A 21014-nucleotide genomic window follows, 5' to 3' on the forward strand; every position below is an offset into this window, starting at 1 on the left:
TCCCGGGATTCGCCCTGTGTTCCTGTCCTCTTCGATCAGGCCGTGGCGAATGGAACGTTGAGCGGAAGGATTTCGCAGCGCGTGCAGACGTGCAGGCTTTTTCGGAGCGGCAGGAGCTAGACGATGATGGAAGATCAAGGTTGTGGGCCGGCGCCAGACAGCAGGAACGAGGACATGGACTCGCCCGCCGTTCAACTCGATGAGATGCGATGGAGTGCCATCGTTGCAGCATTGCCGCCGCTGGTGCGCGCAAGAGCGTTGAATGGAGTACGCACGCGGTCCTTCCTCGAAGGCGTACTCTGGGTGGCAGTCACACAGCAGCCATGGGGTCGGTTGCCCAAGGCCTGCGGCCCCTGGCACAGCGTCTACGTCCGTTTCACGCGATGGACCCACGAAGGCATCTGGGACGTGGTGATCGCGTCGCTGAACCTGCACCCCGACATCGCGGATCCGCTGCGGCGGCTTGTCAGTGCCTACCGCAACTCGAACCACCCCGCATCGAGTGCACGGCGCGCCATGCCGCGATACCAGCCGTTCTAGGCGTTGGGCGGCAGGTCAGCGGGATGTCCACCATCGAGCTTCATCACCGGTGGCGAAGAGGCTTCTCCGATGCATCGCGTCCAACGGTCGTGCCCGGGAAAGTGCGTCGCCTCAGCCCTCGACTTCATCCGCATCGCGCGCATCGGGTGATTGCCGCGCGACGATGCTGGTCGCGGTAAGGTCGCCGGTGACATTGCCCGTGGTCGCGAAGACGTCGGGAATGGTATCCACCGCCAGCAGCAGGCCCAACGGCTCGATCGGCAGCCCCATCGATTGCGTCACCGGCATCACCGTCGCCATGAAGCTCACCTGCCCCGGCAGGCCTATCGAGCCCAGGCTGATCACGACCGCCAGCGCGGCGCCCGCGGCGAGCGTCACGGCATTCAGGTCGATGCCGTAGGCCCACGCCACGAAGCATGCAGCGACGATGTACTGGATCGGGCTGGTGATGCGGAACAGCGTCACCGCCATCGGCAGGACCAGCGCAGCCACCGCGCGCGGATGGCCCAGCCGGAAGCGCGCGCTCTCCACCATGGCCGGAAGCGAGGCGAGGGAAGACTGCGTGCTGGCCGCCACCACCTGGGCGGGCAGGATCGCCTTCGCATACGCGAGCGGCGACTGGCCCGCGAAAACCGCGACCAGCACATAGCAGATCAGGGTGGCGCCCAGATACATGCCGCATTGCAGGGCGATGTAGCCCGCCAGCGCGCCGATCACGCCGATGCCCGCTTGTGCGCACACGGCCAGCACGAGCGCGAAAACGCCGATCGGTGCCGCCAGCAGCATCCAGCGCACGATCACGATCATCGTGTCGGCGATGCCATGGCAGAACGCGATGATCTGTGCACGCCGGTCTTCCTGCACACGGGTCAGCGCAAACCCGAAGAACAGCGCGAACACCACCACCGGCAGCATCGCGCCCTGCGCCGCCGCCATGATGGCGTTGCTGGGCACCACCGAACCGATCCAGTCCGCGAGCCCCGGCGTTGCGATCTCGCCCGCCGCCGGCAATGTGCCGCGCAAGGTGGCCGTGAGACTGGCGCTGGGCGGCACCAGCGACAACACGAGGGGCGCGACGATCGCGGCATAGGCGGCGAACAGGGACAGCAAGGTGATGAAGACCACCATGGCACGCCGCGCGACGCGACCGGAGGCCGCCGCGTCGCTGGCAGTGGCGACGCCCAGGATCACCAGTGACAGCACCAGCGGCACCACGGTCATCTGCAGGCCGCTGAGCCACAGCTTGCCGATCGGCTGCGCGATGGCGACGGCAGCGCCGGCGCTGTCCGGCAGCCAGTGCGCCAGGGAAAGGCCTGCGACAGCCCCCGCGCCCAGTCCGAGCAATACGCGCGCCGTGGCGCCGGGCCACCTCATGGCGCCGTCTCCGGCAGCCGCCAGTCGTGCACAAGGCGCGCGTACTCCTCGCGGGGCAACAGTACGAACACGGGCCGTGCCTCCGGCCGCAGCCAGGCCAGCAGGCCGTCCATCGTCTCGGATGCCATGGCGGTGCAGCCCGCTGTCGCTTCGCCGGGCTTGCGCCACAGGTGCGCGAAGATGCAGCTGCCGCCGCGCGGCGTTGCGTTGGGGTTGTGGCCGATCACCAGGCCGTTGCGGTAGCGCGGGTCGCCGTTGTTGTGCAGGTCCAGCCGCATCGGTTCCGTCGACCCCTTCGCAGCGGCTTCGCCTTGTTCACGTGTATCGATGATGCGGTTGTAGAGCGGAGAATCCGGCACGTCGATGCAGTAACTGGTCGCGTGCATCGGGCGATACGGCATGGCCGTGTCCGCCTCGGCTGCGTAGCCGAATGCCTCACCCAGGGTGAACACGCCGGCCGGTGCACGGCCGTCGCCTTCCTGCTTTCGCGGCCCCTGCGGCTGTACCTCGTGCAGCCCTTGGCCCCATGCCGATCCATTCCGCCCCACTGTGATGGGGGCTGCGGACGTCGTAGGCTGCCAGCGCCCATCCCTGATCTCGAAGCGCTGCAGCGTGCCGGTGGTGGCATCCCAGCCATCGGTCAGGACCAGCACCAGCTGGCGTGCATCGCGCCAGGGTGCCGATGCGGACGCTTGCGTGCCTGCGGCGGATGCGCTGGCACACGCGACCATGACGGCTGCGAAGGCGAACGAGCGGAATGAATGGCGCATGGACTGCAGTGCGGGCATCACGACTCCAGCAGATGGTGGATGCGTTCAAGGTTGATGGCGAGTTGCCGGTTCCGGTCCGGATTGGTCTGGCACAACAGCACGAAGACGAAATCCAGCAGCGACTGCAGCGAGGAGCGGTACAGCAGCTGTTCCACGTGCGGCGCAGGGTCGTGCGCGGAAATCACCAGCGCGGCATCGGCGTGCGCCCGCAGCGGATTGGCGGTGTGTCGCGTGATCGAGATGACCTTGCCTTCGCAGGCCTGGAACTGCCGGCTGACCTGGGACAGTTCGGGCAACTTGCCGAACTCCGAGAACATCAGCAGCACGTCGCCGGGTCGCGTCGCCGACAGGTTGGCCATCATCAGGATCGGGTCGGTATGGTGCACCGTCAGCACGCCCAGCAGTGAAAGGCGCATCGCGAACTCGCGTGCGAACAGGCCATCGTCGCCCAGGCCGCACACGAACACCTTGTCCGCCCGGTCGATCAGGTCGACGATCGGCTCGATGTGCGAACGCGGGTTGAGGCTGCGGGTTTCCTCTTCGGCCGAGGCCTTGCTGCGCCGCAGCCCGTCCTGCAGCTGCTGGTAGGCATCGCCTGCATCGTCCAGCGTGGAGGCCTGTGGCTGCGCCTGGCCGTTGCCATTGCGCGCCACCGCCTCGCCGATGGTGTACTTGAGGTCGGGATAGCCCTTGAAACCGAACTTCTGCGCGAACTTGACCACGCTCGACTGGCTGATGCCCAGCGCGCTGGCCAGCTGCTGCGAGGAGTAGTCGCGCAGCAGGTGCGCGTTGTCGAGGATGAAGTCGGCGATGCGGCGCTCGATGGCCGACATCTGGTCGCGTTCGGAGCGGATCTTCACCAGGGACGTTGTCATGGCGTGAGTGTGATGGCGGTGGACGGGACTGACAACGGGCCATCGCCACCGGGCTCAGCCCGGCAGCATCTCCAGCCCGCGGATCTCACGGATGCCCAGGCCGGGCGCATCGGTGATCGTGATCTCGGATTCGTTGAAGATCACCCCGCCCTCGACAGGGTTGAACTGGCCCAGCGACGGGCCATCCAGATCCACCTTGGTGATCACGTTGGCCTTCGCGGCGGCCACATGGACGGCGGCCGCGACGCTGATGCTGGTCTCGATCATGCAGCCGATCATGCATTCCACGCCGTACAGCGAGGCGATGTCGGCGATCCGGATGGCATTGGAGATGCCGCCGGTCTTCATCAGCTTGATGTTGATGATGTCGGCGGCGCGCATCTTGATCAGGTCGATGACTTCGGCGGGTCCGAACACGCTTTCGTCGGCCATCACCGGCGTGTGCACTCGGTCTGTGACGTATTTCAGCCCTTCTAGATCGCGCGCCCTGACCGGCTGTTCCAGCAACTCGAGTACCACGCCGGCGTCTTCGAGGTGTTGCATGGCGAACACCGCCTGCTTGGCGGTCCAGCCCTGGTTGGCGTCCAGCCGCAGCAGGGCGCGGCCTTCGACGGCGGAATAGATGGCCTTCACGCGTTCGATGTCCAGGCCGATGTCCTTGCCCACCTTGATCTTCAACGACTCGAATCCGCGCTCCACCGCGCTGATGGAATCGGCCACCATCTTGTCGATGTAGTCCACGCTGATGGTGATGTCGGTGGTGATGACCGGGTCGCCACCGCCGAGCATCTTGTAGAGCGGGGCGTCGTACAGCTGGGCCCACAGGTCGTAGATGGCGATCTCCACCGCGGCCTTGGCGCTGGTATTGCGTTCCAGCGATGTCTGGATGAGGTCGGTGATCCGGTTGAGGTTGGCGATCTCCTGCCCGATCAGGCGTGGCCGGATGAACTTGCCGATGGCTTCGATGATGGAGCCATGCGTGTCGCCGGTGATCACGGCGGTGGCCGGTGCTTCGCCGTAGCCGACGTGCCCGGTGTCGGTGTGCACGATCACCACGATGTCCTCGACGGTGTCGACGGTACGCAGCGCGGTCTTGAACGGGGTCTTCAGCGGCACGCGCAGCATGCCGAACTTGATGTCGGTGATCTTCATGGAGCCCCTTGGGCACGGATTCTCTGGATGGCGGTGATGCGGTCCACGGTGGGCTGCTCGGCATTGAACATCAGCGGCTCCAGCGGGGTGACGGCGACCGAATTGAGCCGGGTGCGCACGGTCTTCCCGTCCGCGCCACGATAGGTGATGCCGGTGGTGTCGTGGATGGTGTAGGTGGTGCCATGGTCATGGCCGATCACCATCATCACGTGGCCGGGGATGTAGACCAGATCGCCCACTTGCAGGGTACGCAGCACGGCGAGGCGCTTCTCGTGGCTGTCGGAGGCATCGAAACCCACCCGCTCCAGTGCGGGACTGACGGCCTGTGCGCTGGTGTTGCGCGGCAGCGTGATGCCCATGCTGCGGTAGACCTCGGAAACGAAGCCGCTGCAGTCGCGCGTGTTGTAGCTATGGCCCCATCCGTAGCGCTCGCCGAGGAACTTGAAGCTCTGGTGCAACAGGTTGGCCTGCGTCAGCGGCAGGTAGTCCGGTGCCACGTCCGCCGTGCGCGGCAGCAGCGCGGGCAGCAATGCCAGCGCGCCGTCGGCGCGCCGGACGGGCAGCTGGATGACATGCGAGGTGTACGGGTGTTGCCCGTTCACGGGCATGTCGGCCGGCCAGTCTGCAAGCAAGGGGACGCGCACGCCCATGTCCAGTTGCAGTTCGGACAGGCCCGGCTCCTCCGGGTTGTGGACGGTGCGTGCCGTCGCACCCGTCACCACCAGTGAGGGCGAGCTGCGCCCATAGCCGAAGACCACGCCGCGCTCGCCTTCGGCGACGTACTGCTTCTCGATCCATGCCGCGTAGAGCGGACTCACCACGAAGTACCAGTCTCCGTCCGCGCTGGTATGCGCGATGACGACGGGCGTGCCGGGGAACAGGGCGCTCTCCTGGAAGCGGTCGATGTCGGTATCGCCCTGGCTGCTGAAGACACGTTCGCGGCTCGGAAACGTGCGCAGGTCGGCCCGGTGCACCACCAGGCCATATCGCGCCGGCGCGCGCTCCGCGACGCCATCCACCGCGGCATTGGCCGCGATCGCGGCCAACTGTGTCTTCGTCACCTCGCGACCCTGCATGTCGTAGAGGGTACGGGTTGGCGGCGCGGAAAGCGGCACCAGCCATGCCTGCACCTCCGCACGGGTCAGCTCCGCCGGCAGCGCTTCGAGGGCATGGACGTGACGGTCGGTCTGCTGCATGCGCTGGTTCTGCGCAGCCACGTCGGCGCTGTCGAGCAGCGCGCGCTGCGGGTGCGCCAGCTTGCCTATCCAGTAGTCGGCCAGCAGGTGGCGGTCCTCCACGCCGATCACGGCGTGACGCGGTTGTGGCAGTCGCTCGCGTGCCAGCACGGACGACGTGCCGCACAGCAGTGCCGCCAGGGCGAGGCAGTGCAGCCACCGGCGAAGGGGGATGTCCCCCGGAGTGTTCCGTCCCGCCGTGTGCCGGCATGGCGTCGATGCGTTCATCCGCTCCCCTTGGTCAGGCCTTGCCCCGCCAGACATGCCATGACGCCATGGCCGGGGGGTGGGTTCCGTAAGAATATTTATTTCTTCAGAGATAAAAAGCAAGAATAAATTATTGACCCGTGTATTAATGTCGTGTTACACAAACCGCGACCAGTCGACGTGGGGATGTACGACGTGGATGCCAGCAAGCGCCAGCACACGGTTGCAGTACGCGGCAGGCGCCCCCGGCGCCGGCTGGCGGCGTGGCTGTGCCTGTGCGGGTGGCCGATGGTACTCCTCGCTCCCCCGGTCGCAGGGGCGGTTGACCCGTTGGTGGAGATCGTCGCCGATGTCGACCAGGGGCGCTTCCGTGACGCCGACGCCGCCATCACCCGCGCGCTGGCAGCGGACCCTGCCGACGCTGCCGGGCAGCAGGCGCTGCTGTTCCAGCGCGAACGCATGCGCCGGATCCGTCTGGACTTCACGCTCGACGTGGCTACTGTCCGTGATCGGATCCGTGCGCAGATACCGGACCTGCGCGAGGACGAGTTCCAGCGCTGGGATCGTGCCGGACTGATCGAGCGGCTGGATATCGATGGCGAGCCACGCTATTTCAACCGCTCGGTCTCGAACCTGTTCCGGCTCAGTCCGGAGGCGGCCGCGCGCCGCGCGCCGCCGGTCAAGCCGTTCGTCGAAGGCCCATTCGAATCCCTGCATCCGCACCATCGGGAAGTGGTACGTGCGTCTGCAGCATCGCAATCGAGCAGCGTGGCGGCGCGCCGCATCCGCGTAACCCAGTCGTTGACGGTGAAGCCCGGGGCAGTGCCGGCGGGTGAAATCGTGCGCGCCTGGATCCCGTATCCAAGGTCGATCCCCGGCCAGCAGGAAGGCATTCGCCTGCTGGCCAGCCTGCCTGCGGGTGCACAGGTCGCGCCGGCGTCCGCGCTGCAGCGGACGGCCTATCTTGAGCAGCCCGCCATGGCCGATGCGCCGACGACGTTCTCGGTGACATACGAGATGACCGTCCATGCACGCCATTTCCGCATCGACCCTGAAAAGGTGGTGCCTGCGGACATCACGCCGGCATTGGCGCCATTCGTGGCCGAACGCGCGCCGCATGTGGTCTTCAGCGAGGACCTGCGCCGCTTCAGCGCCAGTGTCGTCGGCGACGAGACGCATCCCTACCGCATCGCGCAGAAGCTGTTCGCCGCCGTGGATCGCATTCCATGGGCGGGCGCACGCGAGTACTCCACCATCAGCAACATCAGCGACTACGCCTTCCGTGCCGGACATGCCGACTGCGGACAGCAGACCCTGTTGCTGATCACCCTGCTGCGCATGAACGGCATTCCGGCGCGCTGGCAGTCCGGCTGGGTCTACTCGGACGACGATGTCGGCTACGACAACATGCACGACTGGGGCTGGGTATACCTGGCGCCCTATGGCTGGGTGCCGATGGATGTCACCACCGGCCAGCTGCAGTCGGACGATCCCGCGCTGCGCTGGTTCTACCTGGGTGGGCTGGACGCCTACCGCATCGCGTTCAACGACGATTATTCGCGCGAGTTCGTTCCCGCCAAGCAGCACACGCGTTCGGAGACGGTGGATCTGCAGCGCGGCGAAGTGGAGTGGCGGGGCGGGAACCTCTACTTCGATCAATGGGATTACCGGTTCGAATGGACCGTGTTGCCGCAGGACGGGCACGACTGACCACGACAGACAGTTCAACCAACATCTTTAGCAGGAGAGAGCGGGGATGAAAGGCAAGGTATTGAAAAAGGCGGCGCTGGGCATCGCGCTGGGGGCATGCATCGCGACCATGGCGCCACTGGCGATGGCGCAGAGCGCGACCGGCGCGGTCGCGGGACGGGCGAGCGCAGGCGACCAGATCACGATCGTCAACAACGCCACCGGGGCGACGCGCACGGTGACCGTGGGTGCGGATGGAAGCTACCGCGTCACCCAGTTGCCGGTCGGCGACTACCAGCTGCAGGTCAAGCGTGGTGGAGCGGACCTCGGCGACACCGTAGGTGTCAGCGTGGCGCTTGGCGGCACCACCACCGTCAACCTCGGCAGCGAGGGCGACCTGGTGAACCTCAACGCGGTGCAGGTCGTGGGTTCGCGCGTGATCAATCGGGTGGACGTGCGTTCGACGGAGTCGGCGACGAACATCCGGCGCGAGGAACTGGCGCGGTTGCCGGTGGACCAGAGCGTTGAGTCGGTCGCGCTCCTCGCACCCGGTGTTGTTTCCTCGGGCGCCACCTTCGGTGGGTTGACGTTTGGCGGATCCTCGGTCGCGGAGAACGCGGTATACATCAACGGTCTGAACGTCACCGATCCCTACCGGCGCCAGGGCTTTTCTTCAGTGCCCTTTGCGTTCTATGAGGAATTCCAGGTCAAGACGGGTGGCTACTCGGCGGAGTTCGGCAGAACAACCGGTGGCGTCATCAACGCGGTGACGCGATCGGGCAGCAACGAATTCCGGGCGGGGACCCAGCTCACCATGCAGCCGAGGGCGTGGGCGTCGGATCAGAAAGACCGGTTCCATTCGGATGGCACCATTGACGAACGTGATCGTCGAAGCCGGGACGGTGGATCGACCTACAAGGCCAATGTCTGGGCATCAGGCGCCATCGTGAAGGACAAGCTCTTCTTCTTTGCGATGTATGAGAACCGTGACAGCAATCCCAGGGACATCGATACGATCGAGGCCTGGTACACGGACAGCAACAATGATTTCTGGGGCGGCAAGCTCGATTGGCAGATCAACGACAATCATCTCCTTGAATTGCTGGCGTTCTCGGACAAGGCTGAATCCAGCACGAGTGCCTACGACTACGACTGGGACGCGGAAGCGCGCGGCGAGAAGACAGGCGAGAGCTACGTGGGCTCGGGCGGCGACAACTGGTCGCTGACGTACACCGGCCACTTGAGTGAGAATTTTGTCGCCAAGGCCATGTACGGCGTGAACGAGCGCAGCGCAACCGGCGGAAGTCCCTGGGATGCGGGTTGCAGCATCGTCAGTCGCTCAAGTACCTACAACGCGCTCTTCCCGCCGGCGACGACGCGCGAAGGATGCCACCCCAGCAATACCAGTGTCAGCAGCCGTTTCGACAAGCGCGAAGCTGCGCGTCTCGATTTCGAGTGGGCACTCGGCGATCATCTGCTCCGCTTCGGCCTGGATCAGGAGGTCATGGACTCCACCAGCTCTCGCATCTATCCCGGTGACGGCGTCAGCTACACCGCGATCGGCATCGCCGCCGACGAGGATGATCGGGATCTTCCGAATGGCGCCAGCGTGCCTGCTGGCGTGACGGCCTATATCGATGCCCGGCGCTACATCACCGGTGCGCCCGTAACCACGGAAGCGCAGGCGGTCTACATTGAAGACACCTGGAACGTCACGCCCAACTTGCTGTTGAATCTCGGTCTGCGCGCGGACAAGTTCCACAACAAGCTCGCGTCGGGAGCCACCTTCGCCAAAGCAGACTTCGGCGACATGATTTCTCCGCGATTGGGCTTCAGCTGGGACATGAAGGGCGATGGCACGACGAAGATCTTCGGCAACGCTGGTCGCTACTACATTCCGATCACCAACAAGCTTACGGATTACTTCGGTGGCGGGACCACGGACGAGCATACCTACTATGTCCTCAACGGCTGGGTCGAGCGCACCGACCCGGTGACCGGCGCGTCCTACCTCTTCCCGGACGTCGGCCAGCAGCTTGGGCCCGTCAATACCGAGGGCAACGTGCCCGCCCCCGATGATGTCCGCACCGCGGTAGCGAAGAACCTCAAGCAGGTGTTCCAGGATGAGTACATCCTCGGTTTCCAGCAGGCGATCAATCAGGCCTGGTCATGGGGCGTCAATGCGACCTACCGGAAGGTCACCCGGGCGGTCGAGGACGCGCGCATCAACCACGTCGAGGGCTGCGACTGGTACTCGGGTGATTGGCCCATCATCAATCCGGGAGAAACGACCACGCTGTGGTGTCCCGATACCGAAGACTGGGTGACGTTCGACAGCTCGCAGGACGGCTATGTCGCGCTCGGCAGCGGCCTGGTCATGGGCTACAAGAAGCCCAAGCGCACCTACAAGGCCGTGGAATTCCAGATCGACCGCGCCTGGGACGACAAGTGGGCATTCAATGCGTCCTACCTGTGGTCGAAGTCGGAAGGCAACATCGAGGGGCCGGTCAATTCCGACACGGGTTACAACGACACCAATCTCGTCCAGTACTACGATCATCCGGCCGTAAATGAGCGCTACGGCGTCCTGTTCAATGATTTCCGCCACCAGATCAAGCTGCGTGGCAGCTACAAGCTCAACGAGATGTGGAGTTTCGGCACGACCATTTCGGCGCGCTCGGGCGGCCCCATCACGGCCTTTGGCGTGCGTTGGCCCAACGACAACCGGAGCGCGGGCGGTCCTGGCGAGTTCAGTGGCGGCGGCTCGGGCTGGATCTGCGTTTCGGCTTGCAGCGACTGGACGACACGCGAACTTGTCTACACCGGGCGCGGGGCTTTTGGCCGCATGCCCTGGGTCTACGACGTGGGCGCCAATGTCACCTGGACGCTTCCGGTCGAAGGGGTCGACCTCAAGGCGAGGCTGTCGGTCTACAACCTGCTCAACGAACAGACGGTGATCAACGTGCACTCGCGCTACGAAAGTACGCCAGGCAACGAGATGCCTTACTTCGGCGAAGGGACGGTGTGGCAATCCCCACGCTATGCACAGCTCGTGGTGACCTGGAACTTCTGACCGCACGCTGCATGTGGTGGAAGTGGTGTTTCTCCCATGGCCTGCCGTTCGCGGCAGGCCTTTCTTTGCCCGCGGCATGGCCACGCGCCAGCGCGGTCCGTGCTATTCCTGTACCCACGTCCATCGCGAGGTCTCCGACATGACGATGCTTTCCCTCTCCCTGCGCCGCAGCGTCGCCATGCTGCTGCTGGTCATGCTGCTGGGCGGCTGCGCGCATACCGGCCCGCGCAACCCGCTGGCCACGTGGGTGCCCTCGAAGAACTTCGATGAGCGGCGCCCGGTGGTCATCGTGCTGCACTACACCGAGCAGGATTCGGTCGAACAGTCGCTGGATACGCTGCGCAGCCGCAACAGCGGTGGGCGCGTGAGCTCGCACTACCTGGTGGGCAAGGACGGCAAGGTCTACCAGCTGGTCAAGGATTCCCAGCGCGCGTGGCACGCCGGCGCCGGGCGGTGGGGCGCCATCACGGACGTCAACAATGCCTCGATCGGGATCGAAATCGACAACGACGGCAAGAGTCCCTTTCCCGATGCGCAGATCGACAACCTGGTGGTGCTGCTGCGCGACCTGACCCAACGCCTTCGCATCCCGCCGAGCCAGGTCATCGGCCACTCGGATCTCGCGCCATCGCGCAAGATCGATCCGGGCCCGCTGTTTCCGTGGAAGCGCTTGTACGACGCCGGCTTCGGCATCTGGCCCGGCGACGGGGCGGGCGACCCTCCTGCAGGATTCGATCCCTGGCTCGCGCTGCAGGCGGTGGGCTATTCCGTCGAGGATCGGGGTTCCACCGTGCGCGCGTTCCATCACCGCTTCCGTGGCATCGAGGGAACCGAGCTGGACGCAGAGGACCTGCGCATCCTGCATGCCCTGACCTACCGGGAGCCCGCAAGCCGGGCGGGCACGGCGTCGCCCTGAGTAGGAATATTCAAGTCAGTTTTTCTGCGCAACAAGAATAATTTATTGACTCATTTCAGGTGGCGTGCTACACGGATGTACAAGGGTTTTGTGACGGACGGTGGCATCGTCCGTCCATGGGTGCCGGCGGGGTGCCGGCGCACATCCGAGCAATCAGACAACGTACTGCGGTGCGCATCCGGGACGGATGCGCCGGAAGGCGCCAGTGGGGATCCGTGCGCTCCGGGGAGATGACAGGCAAGGCACCCGTGGCGTCCGGCGCGGATGCCGCGCGAGGACGACCGAACTCCCCTGGAACAACGCTTGGCGCATCGCAGCGACAGTGTAGTGGCCGCGTATTGCAGCGTTCTTTCATCCAGGAGATTCCGCATGCCCGTTCGATCCCATCCGCTCAAGCCGAGCCATCTTGCCGCCGCCATCGTGCTGGGACTCGCCCTTCCCGCGGTCGGCCTCGCACAGGATGCAGCTCCTGCCCAGGAAGGTGGCGCGCGCACCCTGGACACCGTCACCGTCACCGGGTCGCGCATCAAGCGCACCGACGTGGAAGCCGCGCTGCCCGTCACCATCATCCAGAAGGCGGAGATCGAGGCGCAGGGCATCACCTCGGCGGAACAGCTGCTGCAGTTCCTCAACATCGCCAGCAACGGCTCGGACAGTCTTGCCTCGAACGCGGGCATCGCGCCGGCGGATCTGCGCGGCAACAATGGCGTGTCAGGCGCAAACCTGCGTGGCCAGGGTGCTGACGCCACGCTGGTGTTGCTGAATGGCCGGCGTGTCGCCACCCACGGCCTGCGTGGCCAGGCGGTGGACCTGAATTCCATTCCCTTCGCCGCCATCGACCGCGTCGAAGTGCTGCGCGATGGTGCATCCGCCGTCTACGGCACCGATGCCATCGGCGGCGTCATCAACTTCATCACCCGCAGCGACTATCAAGGCATCACGGTCAATGCCGGGTTCGACATGACCCAGGAAGGTGGCGGCAACATCTTCACCTACAGCGTGCTGGGTGGCATGGGCGACATCGACACCGACGGCTGGAATGTCTGGGGCACGATGAACTATCGCGAGAACGAGATCCTGCTTGGCAGTGATCGTGACTTCTCCAACACCTTCCAACCGAACCGCGGCCTGTCGCCCGACACGCGCGGCACGCCGTTCGCCACCGTGACCAATGCGGCCGGCGGCCTGATCACCGGGACGTTGGCCGATCCTGACGGCGGCGGCGGTCAGGCCCTGATCAACATACTCAACCTGCCGGGTGCGGCAGGCTGCGAAGCCGGCGGCGACATGATGGGCCCGTATGCCTATCGGTTGTGGGGCGTAGCGAACTCCAAGTACGCCTGCGCCTGGGACTACCCGGCTGCGCAGGTGATGCAACAGCCACAGGAAAGCCTCCAGGCCCTGGGCCGGGCCACCTTCAAGATCAGCGACAACCATCGTTTCTATGCCGAGGCGATGGCGTCGCGTTCGGAATCCAACCGCCAGTTCGAAGCGCAGCAGATCACGTCCAGCACGTCGACGGCGGCCTCTGCGTTGGGGCCCAGCACCTGGTACCCCATGAATGCGAATACGCAGGCCACGTACGACATGATCTACAACGCGCTGGCCAGCTACTTCGGCCCAGCCAACCTCGTCTACGGCAACCCGATCCCCTATCGCTGGCGCTGCGAGATCTGCGGGCCGCGCCAGATCGAGACCACCACCAAGGCATACCGTTTCCTGGTGGGCTTCGATGGCACGCTGGGTAGCTGGGACTACGACATCGGCCTGTCGCGTGCATCCAGCGAGGCCGAATCGGTGCTGGGCACCGGCTACTACTTCACCCCGGCTTTCAAGGCGGTGCTGGGCAGTGGCCTGCTCAATCCCTTCCTGATGCCCGGCCAGCAGCACGATCCGGCAGGCGTGGCGGCTCTGCAGGCCGCATCGGCGGCGGGCGTCCGCCTGTACGGCGGCGAGTCCACCGTCACGACACTGGATGCGGCGTTCTCCGGCGGATTGGGCTTCAACCTCTGGGGCGGCGAAGTGATGGCGGCGGTCGGCGTGGACCTGCGTCGCGAGGAGTTCGAGTTCGGTTCGACCGCGGACGGCATCGTGCTGGACAACAGCTACATCTTCGGCGCGCCGTTCGACGCGACCAACAACCTGCCCAAGGTGCAGCGCGACGTGAAGGCGGTCTATGCGGAAGCCTTCCTGCCGGTACTGGACAGTCTGGAAGTGAGCGTGGCCGTGCGTCGCGACGACTACGATGGTTTCGGAAGCACGGTCAATCCCAAATTCTCCTTCAAGTGGCAGCCGATCGATTCGCTGGCGTTCCGTGGCGCCATCAGCGAGGGCTTCAAGGTTCCGGAGTTCACGAAGCTGTTCAGTGGCGTGACCGAAAGCCCATACACCGGCTTCGACCTGGCCGATCCGGCGACCTGCCCGGGCGGCGCGGCGAATCCTGCCGTGCCGGGCTGCGAGGCCATCCAGCCCGCCATCCTCACGGGTGGCAAGGCCGACCTGCAGCCGGAAACGTCCGACCAGAAGAGCTTCGGCGTGGTGTTCGCGCCCAATGATCGCTTCAACATCAGCCTCGACTGGTGGGAGATCGAGCGCACCAACACCATCCGCACGCCCAACCAGGCGACCCTGATCTCCAACTACGACCTCTTCGTCGACAACTGGATCCGCGATGCCAGCGGCGAAGTGGTGGCGATCGACCGCCGCTTCATCAACTCGGGCGGCACGCTGATCAGCGGCGTGGAAGTGGACGCCAACCTGACCGGCGAACTGGCCGGCGGCACGTGGCGGGTCAACCTCAATGGCAGCTACATCGACAGCTTCCAGGAGAAGGCGCTGGAAAGCTCGCCCTACGGCGACAACCTGGTGGGCAAGTATGTCCGCTACTACAGCCTGCCGCTGAAGTGGAAGCACACGCTTGGCTTCAGCTGGGCGAAGGGCGACTGGTCGCATACGCTGACCCAGATCTACCGTGACGGCTACAAGGACGAGTTGCCGGTCAGCGTGAGGAATGGCAGCTACATTCCGGAAGACTGGAATCCGGATGTGGACGACTACATCACCTACAACTACAGCGTGGGCTGGACCGGTCTGGAGAACGCCAAGTTCACCCTCGTCGTGCGCAACCTGCTCAACGAGGATCCTCCGTTCACCGCGCACCAGAACGACTTCGCTTCCGGTGCCGCTTGGGAGCCGCGTGTCGCCGATCCGCGCGGTCGTTCGTTCGCATTGATGGTCGAGTACAAGTTCGACTGACCTGATCCGCTGTCGGACCATCTGAAGGTTCGGGCCGTCGCCGGCTTGCCGGTGGCGGCCCGCCCGCATGCGGGATGCCTCGCCTGCGATTCCGCGGAGCCCTGAGTCACGCCATGAAACATCTCCTCGTCTGTCTCGCCCTGGTCGTGCCGCTCGCGCATGCCGCACCCGGCAACGAAACCTTCGATGAAGCAGTGGAGCAGACCTTCGAGCACTACCGGCTGCCCGGCCTGGCGGTTGGAGTCATCGAAGATGGTGAGATCGTCTACACGCGCACGCTGGGCGAGGTAAGTGCCGGCGGCGGTGAGAAGATCAACAACGACACGCTGTTCAAGATCGCCTCCAACAGCAAGGCGATGACCGCGGGCGTGCTGGCGCGCCTGGTCGACGCGGGCAAGCTGAAGTGGGACGACCCGGTCACTAAATACCTGCCGCAGTTCCGCATGCACGACCCGTGGGTCACGCAGCAGATGCAGGTGCGCGACCTGCTGATCCACAACAGCGGCCTGGGCCTGGGTGCGGGTGATCTGATGCTGTGGCCGGAGCCCAATCGGTTCACTCGCGCGGACATCATCGCCGGCTTGGCGCACCTGAAGCCGACGCACAGCTTCCGCGCCAACTACGCTTACGACAACCTGCTCTACGTTGTCGCCGGCGAGGTCGCGGCCGCAGCGGGTGGCGCCCCTTACGACGCATTGGTGAAGCGGGAACTGTTCCAGCCGCTCGGCATGCGCAGGTGCCAGGTCGGCGAGTGGAACCGCGCGCAGGTCGGCAATGTGGCGCAACCGCACATGCGCACCGAGCAGGGCAATCGCGTGATCCGCGAAGACGCCGACCTGGTGCCGGACGTCACTTCGATGGCGGCCGGCGGCATCCGCTGCAGCCTCGGCGACATGCTGGCATGGGTTGACATGTGGCTGTCGCCGGAGCGCGCTCCAGCATGGTTGTCCCCCGCGCAGCGCAGGGCCGTGTGGACCGCGCACATGCCGATGCCGGTGAACGCGCGCATGCGTGCCTGGGACAATAGCCATTTCTCCGCATATGGCTACGGCTGGCGCCTCTCCGACGTGGATGGTGTCTGGAAGGTCGCGCATACCGGGACGCTGGCGGGTATGTATTCGTCGGTGATCCTGTTGCCCGACCAGCGCACCGGCATCGTCATCCTGATCAATGGCGAAGGCGAGGCCGCGCGGACCGTGCTGGGCCAGGTGCTCACCAAGCACTTCACCGCGCCAGGGACATCGCCCACCGTCGCGCATTACGCCGCGCTGCTGGACAAGGAGCGCGCCGGCGAGCGCGCCGCCAAGCCCAAGGCCGACACGCGCCATCGCGCAAGTGCGACGCCACAGGCGATGGCGCCATGGATGGGGCATTACCGCGATCCATGGTTCGGTGACGTGGTGTTGTGTGCGGCAGGCGACCGCGTACGTTTTTCCGCCGCGCGCTCACCCATGCTGACGGGTACCGTGATGCGGGTGGACGAGCGCTGGCTGGTGGATTGGGACGACGACAGTGTGGATGCCGAGCCGTGGCTCCACTTCACCGCCGCCCAGGCAGGCAGCGACGCCGGGCTTAAACTGTCGCACGTCGATCCCGAAGCAGACTTCAGCTACGACTATGCCGATCTCGATTTCCACCGCACGCAGGCCTGCCGCTGACGTGCGAGGCATGGTGCTGCTCCTGTTGAGTACGCTTCCGTTGCTCGGCGCCTGCGCGTCCGCGCCGGGCGTACAGGTGTCTCCGGCACAGGAAGCGGCGCAGGCGGACCTGGTCGATGCGGCGACGGTCGTGCCCGGTCTGCAGCAGGAAATCCGCTATGCGGGCAAGGACAATTTCGTGGGGGTGCCGGTCGTCGGCTATGAGGCGCCCAAGTGCCTGCTGCTGGCACCGGTCGCGCAAGCGCTCGCCCGCGTGCAGCAGGACGTGCAGCGCGAAGGCCTGTCGCTGAAGGTGTTCGACTGCTATCGCCCGGTACGCGCGGTGAAGCACTTCGTCGCCTGGGCACGCGACCCCGCCGACCAGCGGACCAAGGCGGCGTACTACCCGAACCTGGACAAGGCGCGCCTGCTCGATGGCTACATCGCCGAATCCTCCGGCCACAGCCGGGGCGCGACGCTGGACCTGACGCTGGTGCGTTGCGGTGGCGGCGCGTGCACGGAACTGGACATGGGTACGCCGTTCGACTTCTTCGATCCGCGCGCCAATACCGCGCATCCCTCGATAAGCGACGAGCAGCGCCGCAACCGCGCGCACCTGGTGCAGGCCATGGCGCGGCACGGCTTCCAGAACTATGCGATGGAATGGTGGCACTTCACCTTCCGCCCCGAACCCACCCCCAAGATCGCCTACGACGTCCCGATCCGATGAGTGCTTCCCCTTCCTCCACGCCACCGCGGACCACCGATGTCGCGGTGATCGGCAGTGGCATCGTCGGCCTGTCCGCCGCCCATCACCTGCTGGATCGCGGGCTGTCGTGCACGCTGATCGATGCGAAGGGGCCGGCTGGCGAAACATCGTTCGGCAATGCGGGCTCCATTTCCGTCGGCAACGTGATGCCCCAGTCCACGCCCGGCATCGTCATGAAGGCGTTGCGGATGCTCGCCAATCCGTTGGCGCCGTTGAAACTCGACTGGGGCGTCAGTCCGAGTTATGCACGCTGGTTGCTGCAGTTCCTGGACCAGGGCCGCATGCAGCACGTGCTGCCGATCATCGATGCGCTGAGCGCGATCAATATCGCTTCGCGCGCCGCGTGGCTCGGGTTGGGCGAGCGGATCCGCGCACAGGACCTCATCGCGCACACCGGCTACCTGCACGTCTACAGCGAGGAGGCCAGTTTCGCGAAGGGCGAATGGGAGCGCGGCCTGATGCGTGATCGCGGCGTGGCATTCGACGTCCTGGACGCCGGCCAGCTGCGCGAGCTCGAACCCGGCATCGGAACGGGCTTCCAGCGGGCGGTCTTCCAGCGCGAATCGCTGGCGATGCGCGATCCCGGCGACTTCTGCCGCCGCCTCTTCAATCACCTGAGCGCGCGCGGTGCGACGCCGCTGATCGCCAGCGTCTCGGCGATTATCCGCCAGGACGGCGGCTACCGCCTCGACACCGACCACGGCGCCGTGCATGCCGGCCGCGTGGTGGTGGCGGCGGGCGCGTGGAGCAACGCCCTGCTGCGTCCGTTCGGGATGAAGATCCCGGTAATTCCCGCACGCGGATACCACCTGATGTATCCGCAGACGGATGTCATCGTGCGTCGGCCGACGCTGTGGGCGGAGCGGTACATGGTGGTGTCGCCCATGCAGGCCGGCATCCGCATGACCAGCATCAAGGAGCTGACGGCGCTGGGCCGCGACCCGCACTACCACCTGATCCGCCGGCTCGACCCGGAGGCACGCAAGCTGTTCCCGGGCATCACGGCCGAACCGGTGTCGGAATGGGCGGGCAATCGGCCATGCACGCCCGATTCGCTGCCGATCATCGACCGGGTGCCGGGCGAGGATATCTTCGTCGCCACCGGGCATGGCCATCTCGGCCTGACGCAGGGCCCGGTCACGGGACGGCTGCTCGATCAGATGATGGCGGGCGAAGCGACCGATATACCGTTGGCGCCCTACGGGCTGGCACGGTTTGGCTGAATCACTTTCCGATTGTTGTGGGAGCGACGTGAGTCGCGATTGCACGCGCTGGTGGTATGCGTTGGTTCGATCAAGACGCGGGTTCCATGTAATGCGGAAGCCGCACCGGCACTGATCAGTGCCGAGTCCGGGATCTGGACCTCTTGCGGTGCGCATTCGCGACTCACGTCGCTCCCACAAGTACACCTAGCCTCAAGCGCCGCCGCCGAACCCCGCTTGCCGCCATGCCTCGAACACGACGACGGCGACGGTGTTGGACAGGTTGAGGCTGCGGTTGTCGGGGCGCATCGGCAGGCGCAGGCGCTGCCGTTCGGGCAGGCCGTCCAGCAGGTCCTGCGGCAGGCCGCGGGTCTCGGGGCCGAACAGGAACGCATCGCCGGGCTGGTAGGCAGGCTGGTCGTATCGGAGGGTGCCGCGGGTGCTCAATGCGAACAGACGTGTGGGCCGGATCCGCTGCAGGGCTGCTTCCAGCGAAGCGTGGACCTGCAACGTCGCGTATTCGTGGTAGTCCAGGCCGGCGCGCTTGAGCTGCTTGTCTTCCAATGCGAACCCGAGGGGTTCGATCAGGTGCAGCCGCGCGCCGGTGTTCGCGCAGAGGCGGATGACGTTGCCGGTATTCGGGGGAATTTCCGGCTGGTACAGCAGGACATCGATGTCCAGGGTGTCGGTCATGGCGCGCATTCTACGCGGCGCTGCATGGCCTCACGGGCATGTGGTGCGGTGGAACTCCGGCGGTTGCCGGCTTGCGTGGAAACGCAGGTGGAACGTGGAGTGTTGCCTGCGTATCAGCGCGAAGCCAGCTGGCCGGCCAGCACGCCCGCCTGCACCGCGATCTGCTGCATGTCCTCGGCGGACGGACGCACGGTGACCACCGGCATGTCGACCACGCGCACTGCCTGCTGGGCAACGAAGTAGGCCAGGTCTTCGGTGCTGGGCTTCACGGTGATCGTGGCCAGGTCGACGATCTTGGTGTCCTTGTAGGTCAGGTAGTGGGCCAGGTCGGCCGCATCGGGTTTCACCGTGACGGCGGGCAGGTTGACGATGTGGGTGGCTTCGGCGGTGTTGCGGGCGTTGTCGGCGTGGGTGGCGGAAACGACCATGGACCCGGCGCACAGGGCGAACACGGCGGCGGCGGTCAGCGGGAGGAGGTTCTTGGTGTTCATTGTCATGCCTCTGTAGTGATGTTGTTGTGTGGTGTGGTAGTAAGGTAGTACACCTAGACAGACAGATCAAGCAAAACCGTTAGTTTTGGTGAGTTGATTCAGGGTTCAGTCAGGTTGACGTCGGACAGCGGAAGGCTTGTTATGGATAGAGCAGAAACCGTGCCAATCGCAAGTTGTTGATCCAATAGGGTTTTAGGCTTCTGTCCTGCGTGTCCGGTGTCCGAGTGCATGTCCGCCCAGGTGTCCGTCCTGCATGCAACAAGACGCGCCAGGGTGTGCGTTGTGACTGCGAACACGCCGCTTCGGCCCGATCCCGGTCAATGCGGTGTGTTCTGGTTTGGATGCCGTTCAACCAGCAACCGTTGCGGTCCACCGGCGCCGGCGCAGCCGGCATTCAGCTTTACCAGGGCAGCGAGGCGCCTTGCCAGTCAAGGAAGCGGCCACTGTCCTCTGCCCCGAGATGGTCGATCACGTGAAGCAGTCCTGCGGCGGATTCCTGCACGGACAGCGCCGCGCTGTCGCCCCCCATGTCGGTGCGTACCCAGCCCGGATGCAGGGCGACGACCGTGATGCGGCGTGCGGCCAGAGCTTGCGACAGCAGCGAGGTGGCCATGTTCTGCGCCGCCTTGCCGATGGCATAGCTCGGGGTGCGGAATTCCTGCCGAAGGCCGATCGATCCGACCTCGGATGAAATATTGGCCACCACGCCGCCCTCCGCCAGACGTGCAGCCAGCGTCTGGACCAGCAGGAAAGGGCCGGCGGCGTTGGTATGGAAGCTGGCGTCGAGATCGGCAGCGGTCACGTGGCCGAAACGCTCACCGCCGCGCAGCACGCCGGCATTGTTCACCAGCAGGTGCAAGGGCTCATCATCGGTGACCAGCGACACCTCGTGGAGCAGTTGGTTGCGGCTGCGTGCGTCGGCAACGTCGAGCGGCAGCACGTGCAGGCGGCCCGGGTACTCGCCGGCCAGGCTGTTCAATGCGGTCGCTTTGCCGGGCTGCCGGCAGGTCGCGATGACGTGGCAGTGGCGGGCCAGCAGTTGCCGGACAAGTTCCAGACCCAGGCCCCGGTTGGCCCCGGTCACCAGGCAGTGTTTGCGGTCCATGGCACCTCCGCGCAACAGGATTGGCGGGCCG

At 65.4% G+C, this 21014-nt stretch carries 16 protein-coding genes; 8 read left to right on the forward strand and 8 right to left on the reverse strand.

Features of this window, described 5'->3' with window-relative positions; all coding sequences use genetic code 11:
• Positions 1-174: 174 nt before the first annotated feature.
• Positions 175-540, forward strand: a complete 366-nt coding sequence (locus OY559_RS00810) for a transposase (protein WP_185741929.1) — start codon at positions 175-177, stop codon at positions 538-540.
• Between the two features lie 111 nt (positions 541-651).
• On the opposite strand, the gene OY559_RS00815 is transcribed toward OY559_RS00810, so the two are convergent.
• The 5 genes from OY559_RS00815 to OY559_RS00835 are packed head-to-tail and all read right to left on the reverse strand — an operon-like array spanning position 652 to position 6174.
• Complete coding sequence (locus tag OY559_RS00815; RefSeq protein WP_277728198.1) at positions 652-1914, reverse strand: dicarboxylate/amino acid:cation symporter; 1263 nt, start codon at positions 1912-1914, stop codon at positions 652-654.
• Positions 1911-2684, reverse strand: a complete 774-nt coding sequence (locus tag OY559_RS00820) for a L,D-transpeptidase family protein (RefSeq protein ID WP_277729873.1) — start codon at positions 2682-2684, stop codon at positions 1911-1913. Before OY559_RS00820 ends, OY559_RS00815 begins: the two co-directional genes overlap by 4 nt.
• A 17-nt stretch (positions 2685-2701) precedes the next feature.
• Positions 2702-3559 carry a MurR/RpiR family transcriptional regulator gene (locus OY559_RS00825; RefSeq protein ID WP_277728199.1) on the reverse strand — a complete coding sequence of 286 codons (858 nt, stop codon included), beginning with the start codon at positions 3557-3559 and terminating at the stop codon, positions 2702-2704.
• Positions 3560-3613: 54 nt separating this feature from the next.
• Complete coding sequence (locus OY559_RS00830) at positions 3614-4711, reverse strand: dipeptide epimerase (RefSeq protein ID WP_277728201.1); 1098 nt, start codon at positions 4709-4711, stop codon at positions 3614-3616.
• On the reverse strand, positions 4708-6174 hold the full coding sequence (locus OY559_RS00835; RefSeq protein ID WP_277728202.1) for a C40 family peptidase: 1467 nt from the start codon (positions 6172-6174) through the stop codon (positions 4708-4710). Before OY559_RS00835 ends, OY559_RS00830 begins: the two co-directional genes overlap by 4 nt.
• A 267-nt stretch (positions 6175-6441) precedes the next feature.
• Between OY559_RS00835 and OY559_RS00840 the strand changes: the two genes are divergently transcribed.
• The 7 genes from OY559_RS00840 to OY559_RS00870 all read left to right on the forward strand — a co-directional run bounded on the left by OY559_RS00840 (position 6442) and on the right by OY559_RS00870 (position 18715).
• Positions 6442-7863 (forward strand): transglutaminase-like domain-containing protein, encoded by a 1422-nt coding sequence (locus OY559_RS00840; RefSeq protein WP_277729874.1) that lies wholly within the window; start codon positions 6442-6444, stop codon positions 7861-7863.
• A gap of 124 nt (positions 7864-7987) precedes the next feature.
• Positions 7988-10915, forward strand: coding sequence for a TonB-dependent receptor (locus OY559_RS00845; protein ID WP_277728204.1), 2928 nt, complete (start codon positions 7988-7990; stop codon positions 10913-10915).
• Positions 10916-11054: 139 nt separating this feature from the next.
• A complete protein-coding gene (locus OY559_RS00850) occupies positions 11055-11831 on the forward strand; it encodes an N-acetylmuramoyl-L-alanine amidase (RefSeq protein WP_277728205.1) in 777 nt (258 codons plus the stop codon).
• A gap of 369 nt (positions 11832-12200) precedes the next feature.
• Complete coding sequence (locus tag OY559_RS00855; protein WP_277728206.1) at positions 12201-15086, forward strand: TonB-dependent receptor domain-containing protein; 2886 nt, start codon at positions 12201-12203, stop codon at positions 15084-15086.
• A gap of 113 nt (positions 15087-15199) precedes the next feature.
• Positions 15200-16744, forward strand: a complete 1545-nt coding sequence (locus OY559_RS00860; RefSeq protein WP_277728208.1) for a serine hydrolase domain-containing protein — start codon at positions 15200-15202, stop codon at positions 16742-16744.
• Positions 16745-16754: 10 nt separating this feature from the next.
• Positions 16755-17453 (forward strand): M15 family metallopeptidase, encoded by a 699-nt coding sequence (locus tag OY559_RS00865; protein WP_277728209.1) that lies wholly within the window; start codon positions 16755-16757, stop codon positions 17451-17453.
• Complete coding sequence (locus OY559_RS00870) at positions 17450-18715, forward strand: NAD(P)/FAD-dependent oxidoreductase (RefSeq protein ID WP_277728211.1); 1266 nt, start codon at positions 17450-17452, stop codon at positions 18713-18715. The genes OY559_RS00865 and OY559_RS00870 overlap by 4 nt, the downstream gene beginning before the upstream one ends.
• 192 nt (positions 18716-18907) lie before the next feature.
• On the opposite strand, the gene trmL is transcribed toward OY559_RS00870, so the two are convergent.
• The 3 genes from trmL to OY559_RS00885 form a co-directional block, all read right to left on the reverse strand.
• Entirely contained in the window at positions 18908-19387 is a 480-nt protein-coding gene (gene trmL, locus OY559_RS00875; protein WP_277728212.1) for a tRNA (uridine(34)/cytosine(34)/5-carboxymethylaminomethyluridine(34)-2'-O)-methyltransferase TrmL, read from the reverse strand.
• A gap of 113 nt (positions 19388-19500) precedes the next feature.
• Positions 19501-19884, reverse strand: coding sequence for a hypothetical protein (locus tag OY559_RS00880; RefSeq protein WP_277728214.1), 384 nt, complete (start codon positions 19882-19884; stop codon positions 19501-19503).
• Between the two features lie 394 nt (positions 19885-20278).
• On the reverse strand, positions 20279-20983 hold the full coding sequence (locus tag OY559_RS00885; protein ID WP_277728215.1) for an SDR family oxidoreductase: 705 nt from the start codon (positions 20981-20983) through the stop codon (positions 20279-20281).
• Positions 20984-21014 lie beyond the last annotated feature (31 nt).

The organism is Pseudoxanthomonas sp. SE1 (assembly GCF_029542205.1).
Classification (GTDB): domain Bacteria; phylum Pseudomonadota; class Gammaproteobacteria; order Xanthomonadales; family Xanthomonadaceae; genus Pseudoxanthomonas_A.

What these genes read in the sequence shown, in the direction of transcription:
- OY559_RS00810 (WP_185741929.1), top strand. Translation starts at nt 175, where the DNA reads ATGGACTCGCCCGCCGTTCAACTCGATGAGATGCGATGGAGTGCCATC.
- OY559_RS00815 (WP_277728198.1), bottom strand. Translation starts at nt 1,914, where the DNA reads ATGAGGTGGCCCGGCGCCACGGCGCGCGTATTGCTCGGACTGGGCGCG.
- OY559_RS00820 (WP_277729873.1), bottom strand. Translation starts at nt 2,684, where the DNA reads ATGCGCCATTCATTCCGCTCGTTCGCCTTCGCAGCCGTCATGGTCGCG.
- OY559_RS00825 (WP_277728199.1), bottom strand. Translation starts at nt 3,559, where the DNA reads ATGACAACGTCCCTGGTGAAGATCCGCTCCGAACGCGACCAGATGTCG.
- OY559_RS00830 (WP_277728201.1), bottom strand. Translation starts at nt 4,711, where the DNA reads ATGAAGATCACCGACATCAAGTTCGGCATGCTGCGCGTGCCGCTGAAG.
- OY559_RS00835 (WP_277728202.1), bottom strand. Translation starts at nt 6,174, where the DNA reads ATGAACGCATCGACGCCATGCCGGCACACGGCGGGACGGAACACTCCG.
- OY559_RS00840 (WP_277729874.1), top strand. Translation starts at nt 6,442, where the DNA reads ATGGTACTCCTCGCTCCCCCGGTCGCAGGGGCGGTTGACCCGTTGGTG.
- OY559_RS00845 (WP_277728204.1), top strand. Translation starts at nt 7,988, where the DNA reads ATGGCGCAGAGCGCGACCGGCGCGGTCGCGGGACGGGCGAGCGCAGGC.
- OY559_RS00850 (WP_277728205.1), top strand. Translation starts at nt 11,055, where the DNA reads ATGACGATGCTTTCCCTCTCCCTGCGCCGCAGCGTCGCCATGCTGCTG.
- OY559_RS00855 (WP_277728206.1), top strand. Translation starts at nt 12,201, where the DNA reads ATGCCCGTTCGATCCCATCCGCTCAAGCCGAGCCATCTTGCCGCCGCC.
- OY559_RS00860 (WP_277728208.1), top strand. Translation starts at nt 15,200, where the DNA reads ATGAAACATCTCCTCGTCTGTCTCGCCCTGGTCGTGCCGCTCGCGCAT.
- OY559_RS00865 (WP_277728209.1), top strand. Translation starts at nt 16,755, where the DNA reads ATGGTGCTGCTCCTGTTGAGTACGCTTCCGTTGCTCGGCGCCTGCGCG.
- OY559_RS00870 (WP_277728211.1), top strand. Translation starts at nt 17,450, where the DNA reads ATGAGTGCTTCCCCTTCCTCCACGCCACCGCGGACCACCGATGTCGCG.
- trmL (WP_277728212.1), bottom strand. Translation starts at nt 19,387, where the DNA reads ATGACCGACACCCTGGACATCGATGTCCTGCTGTACCAGCCGGAAATT.
- OY559_RS00880 (WP_277728214.1), bottom strand. Translation starts at nt 19,884, where the DNA reads ATGACAATGAACACCAAGAACCTCCTCCCGCTGACCGCCGCCGCCGTG.
- OY559_RS00885 (WP_277728215.1), bottom strand. Translation starts at nt 20,983, where the DNA reads ATGGACCGCAAACACTGCCTGGTGACCGGGGCCAACCGGGGCCTGGGT.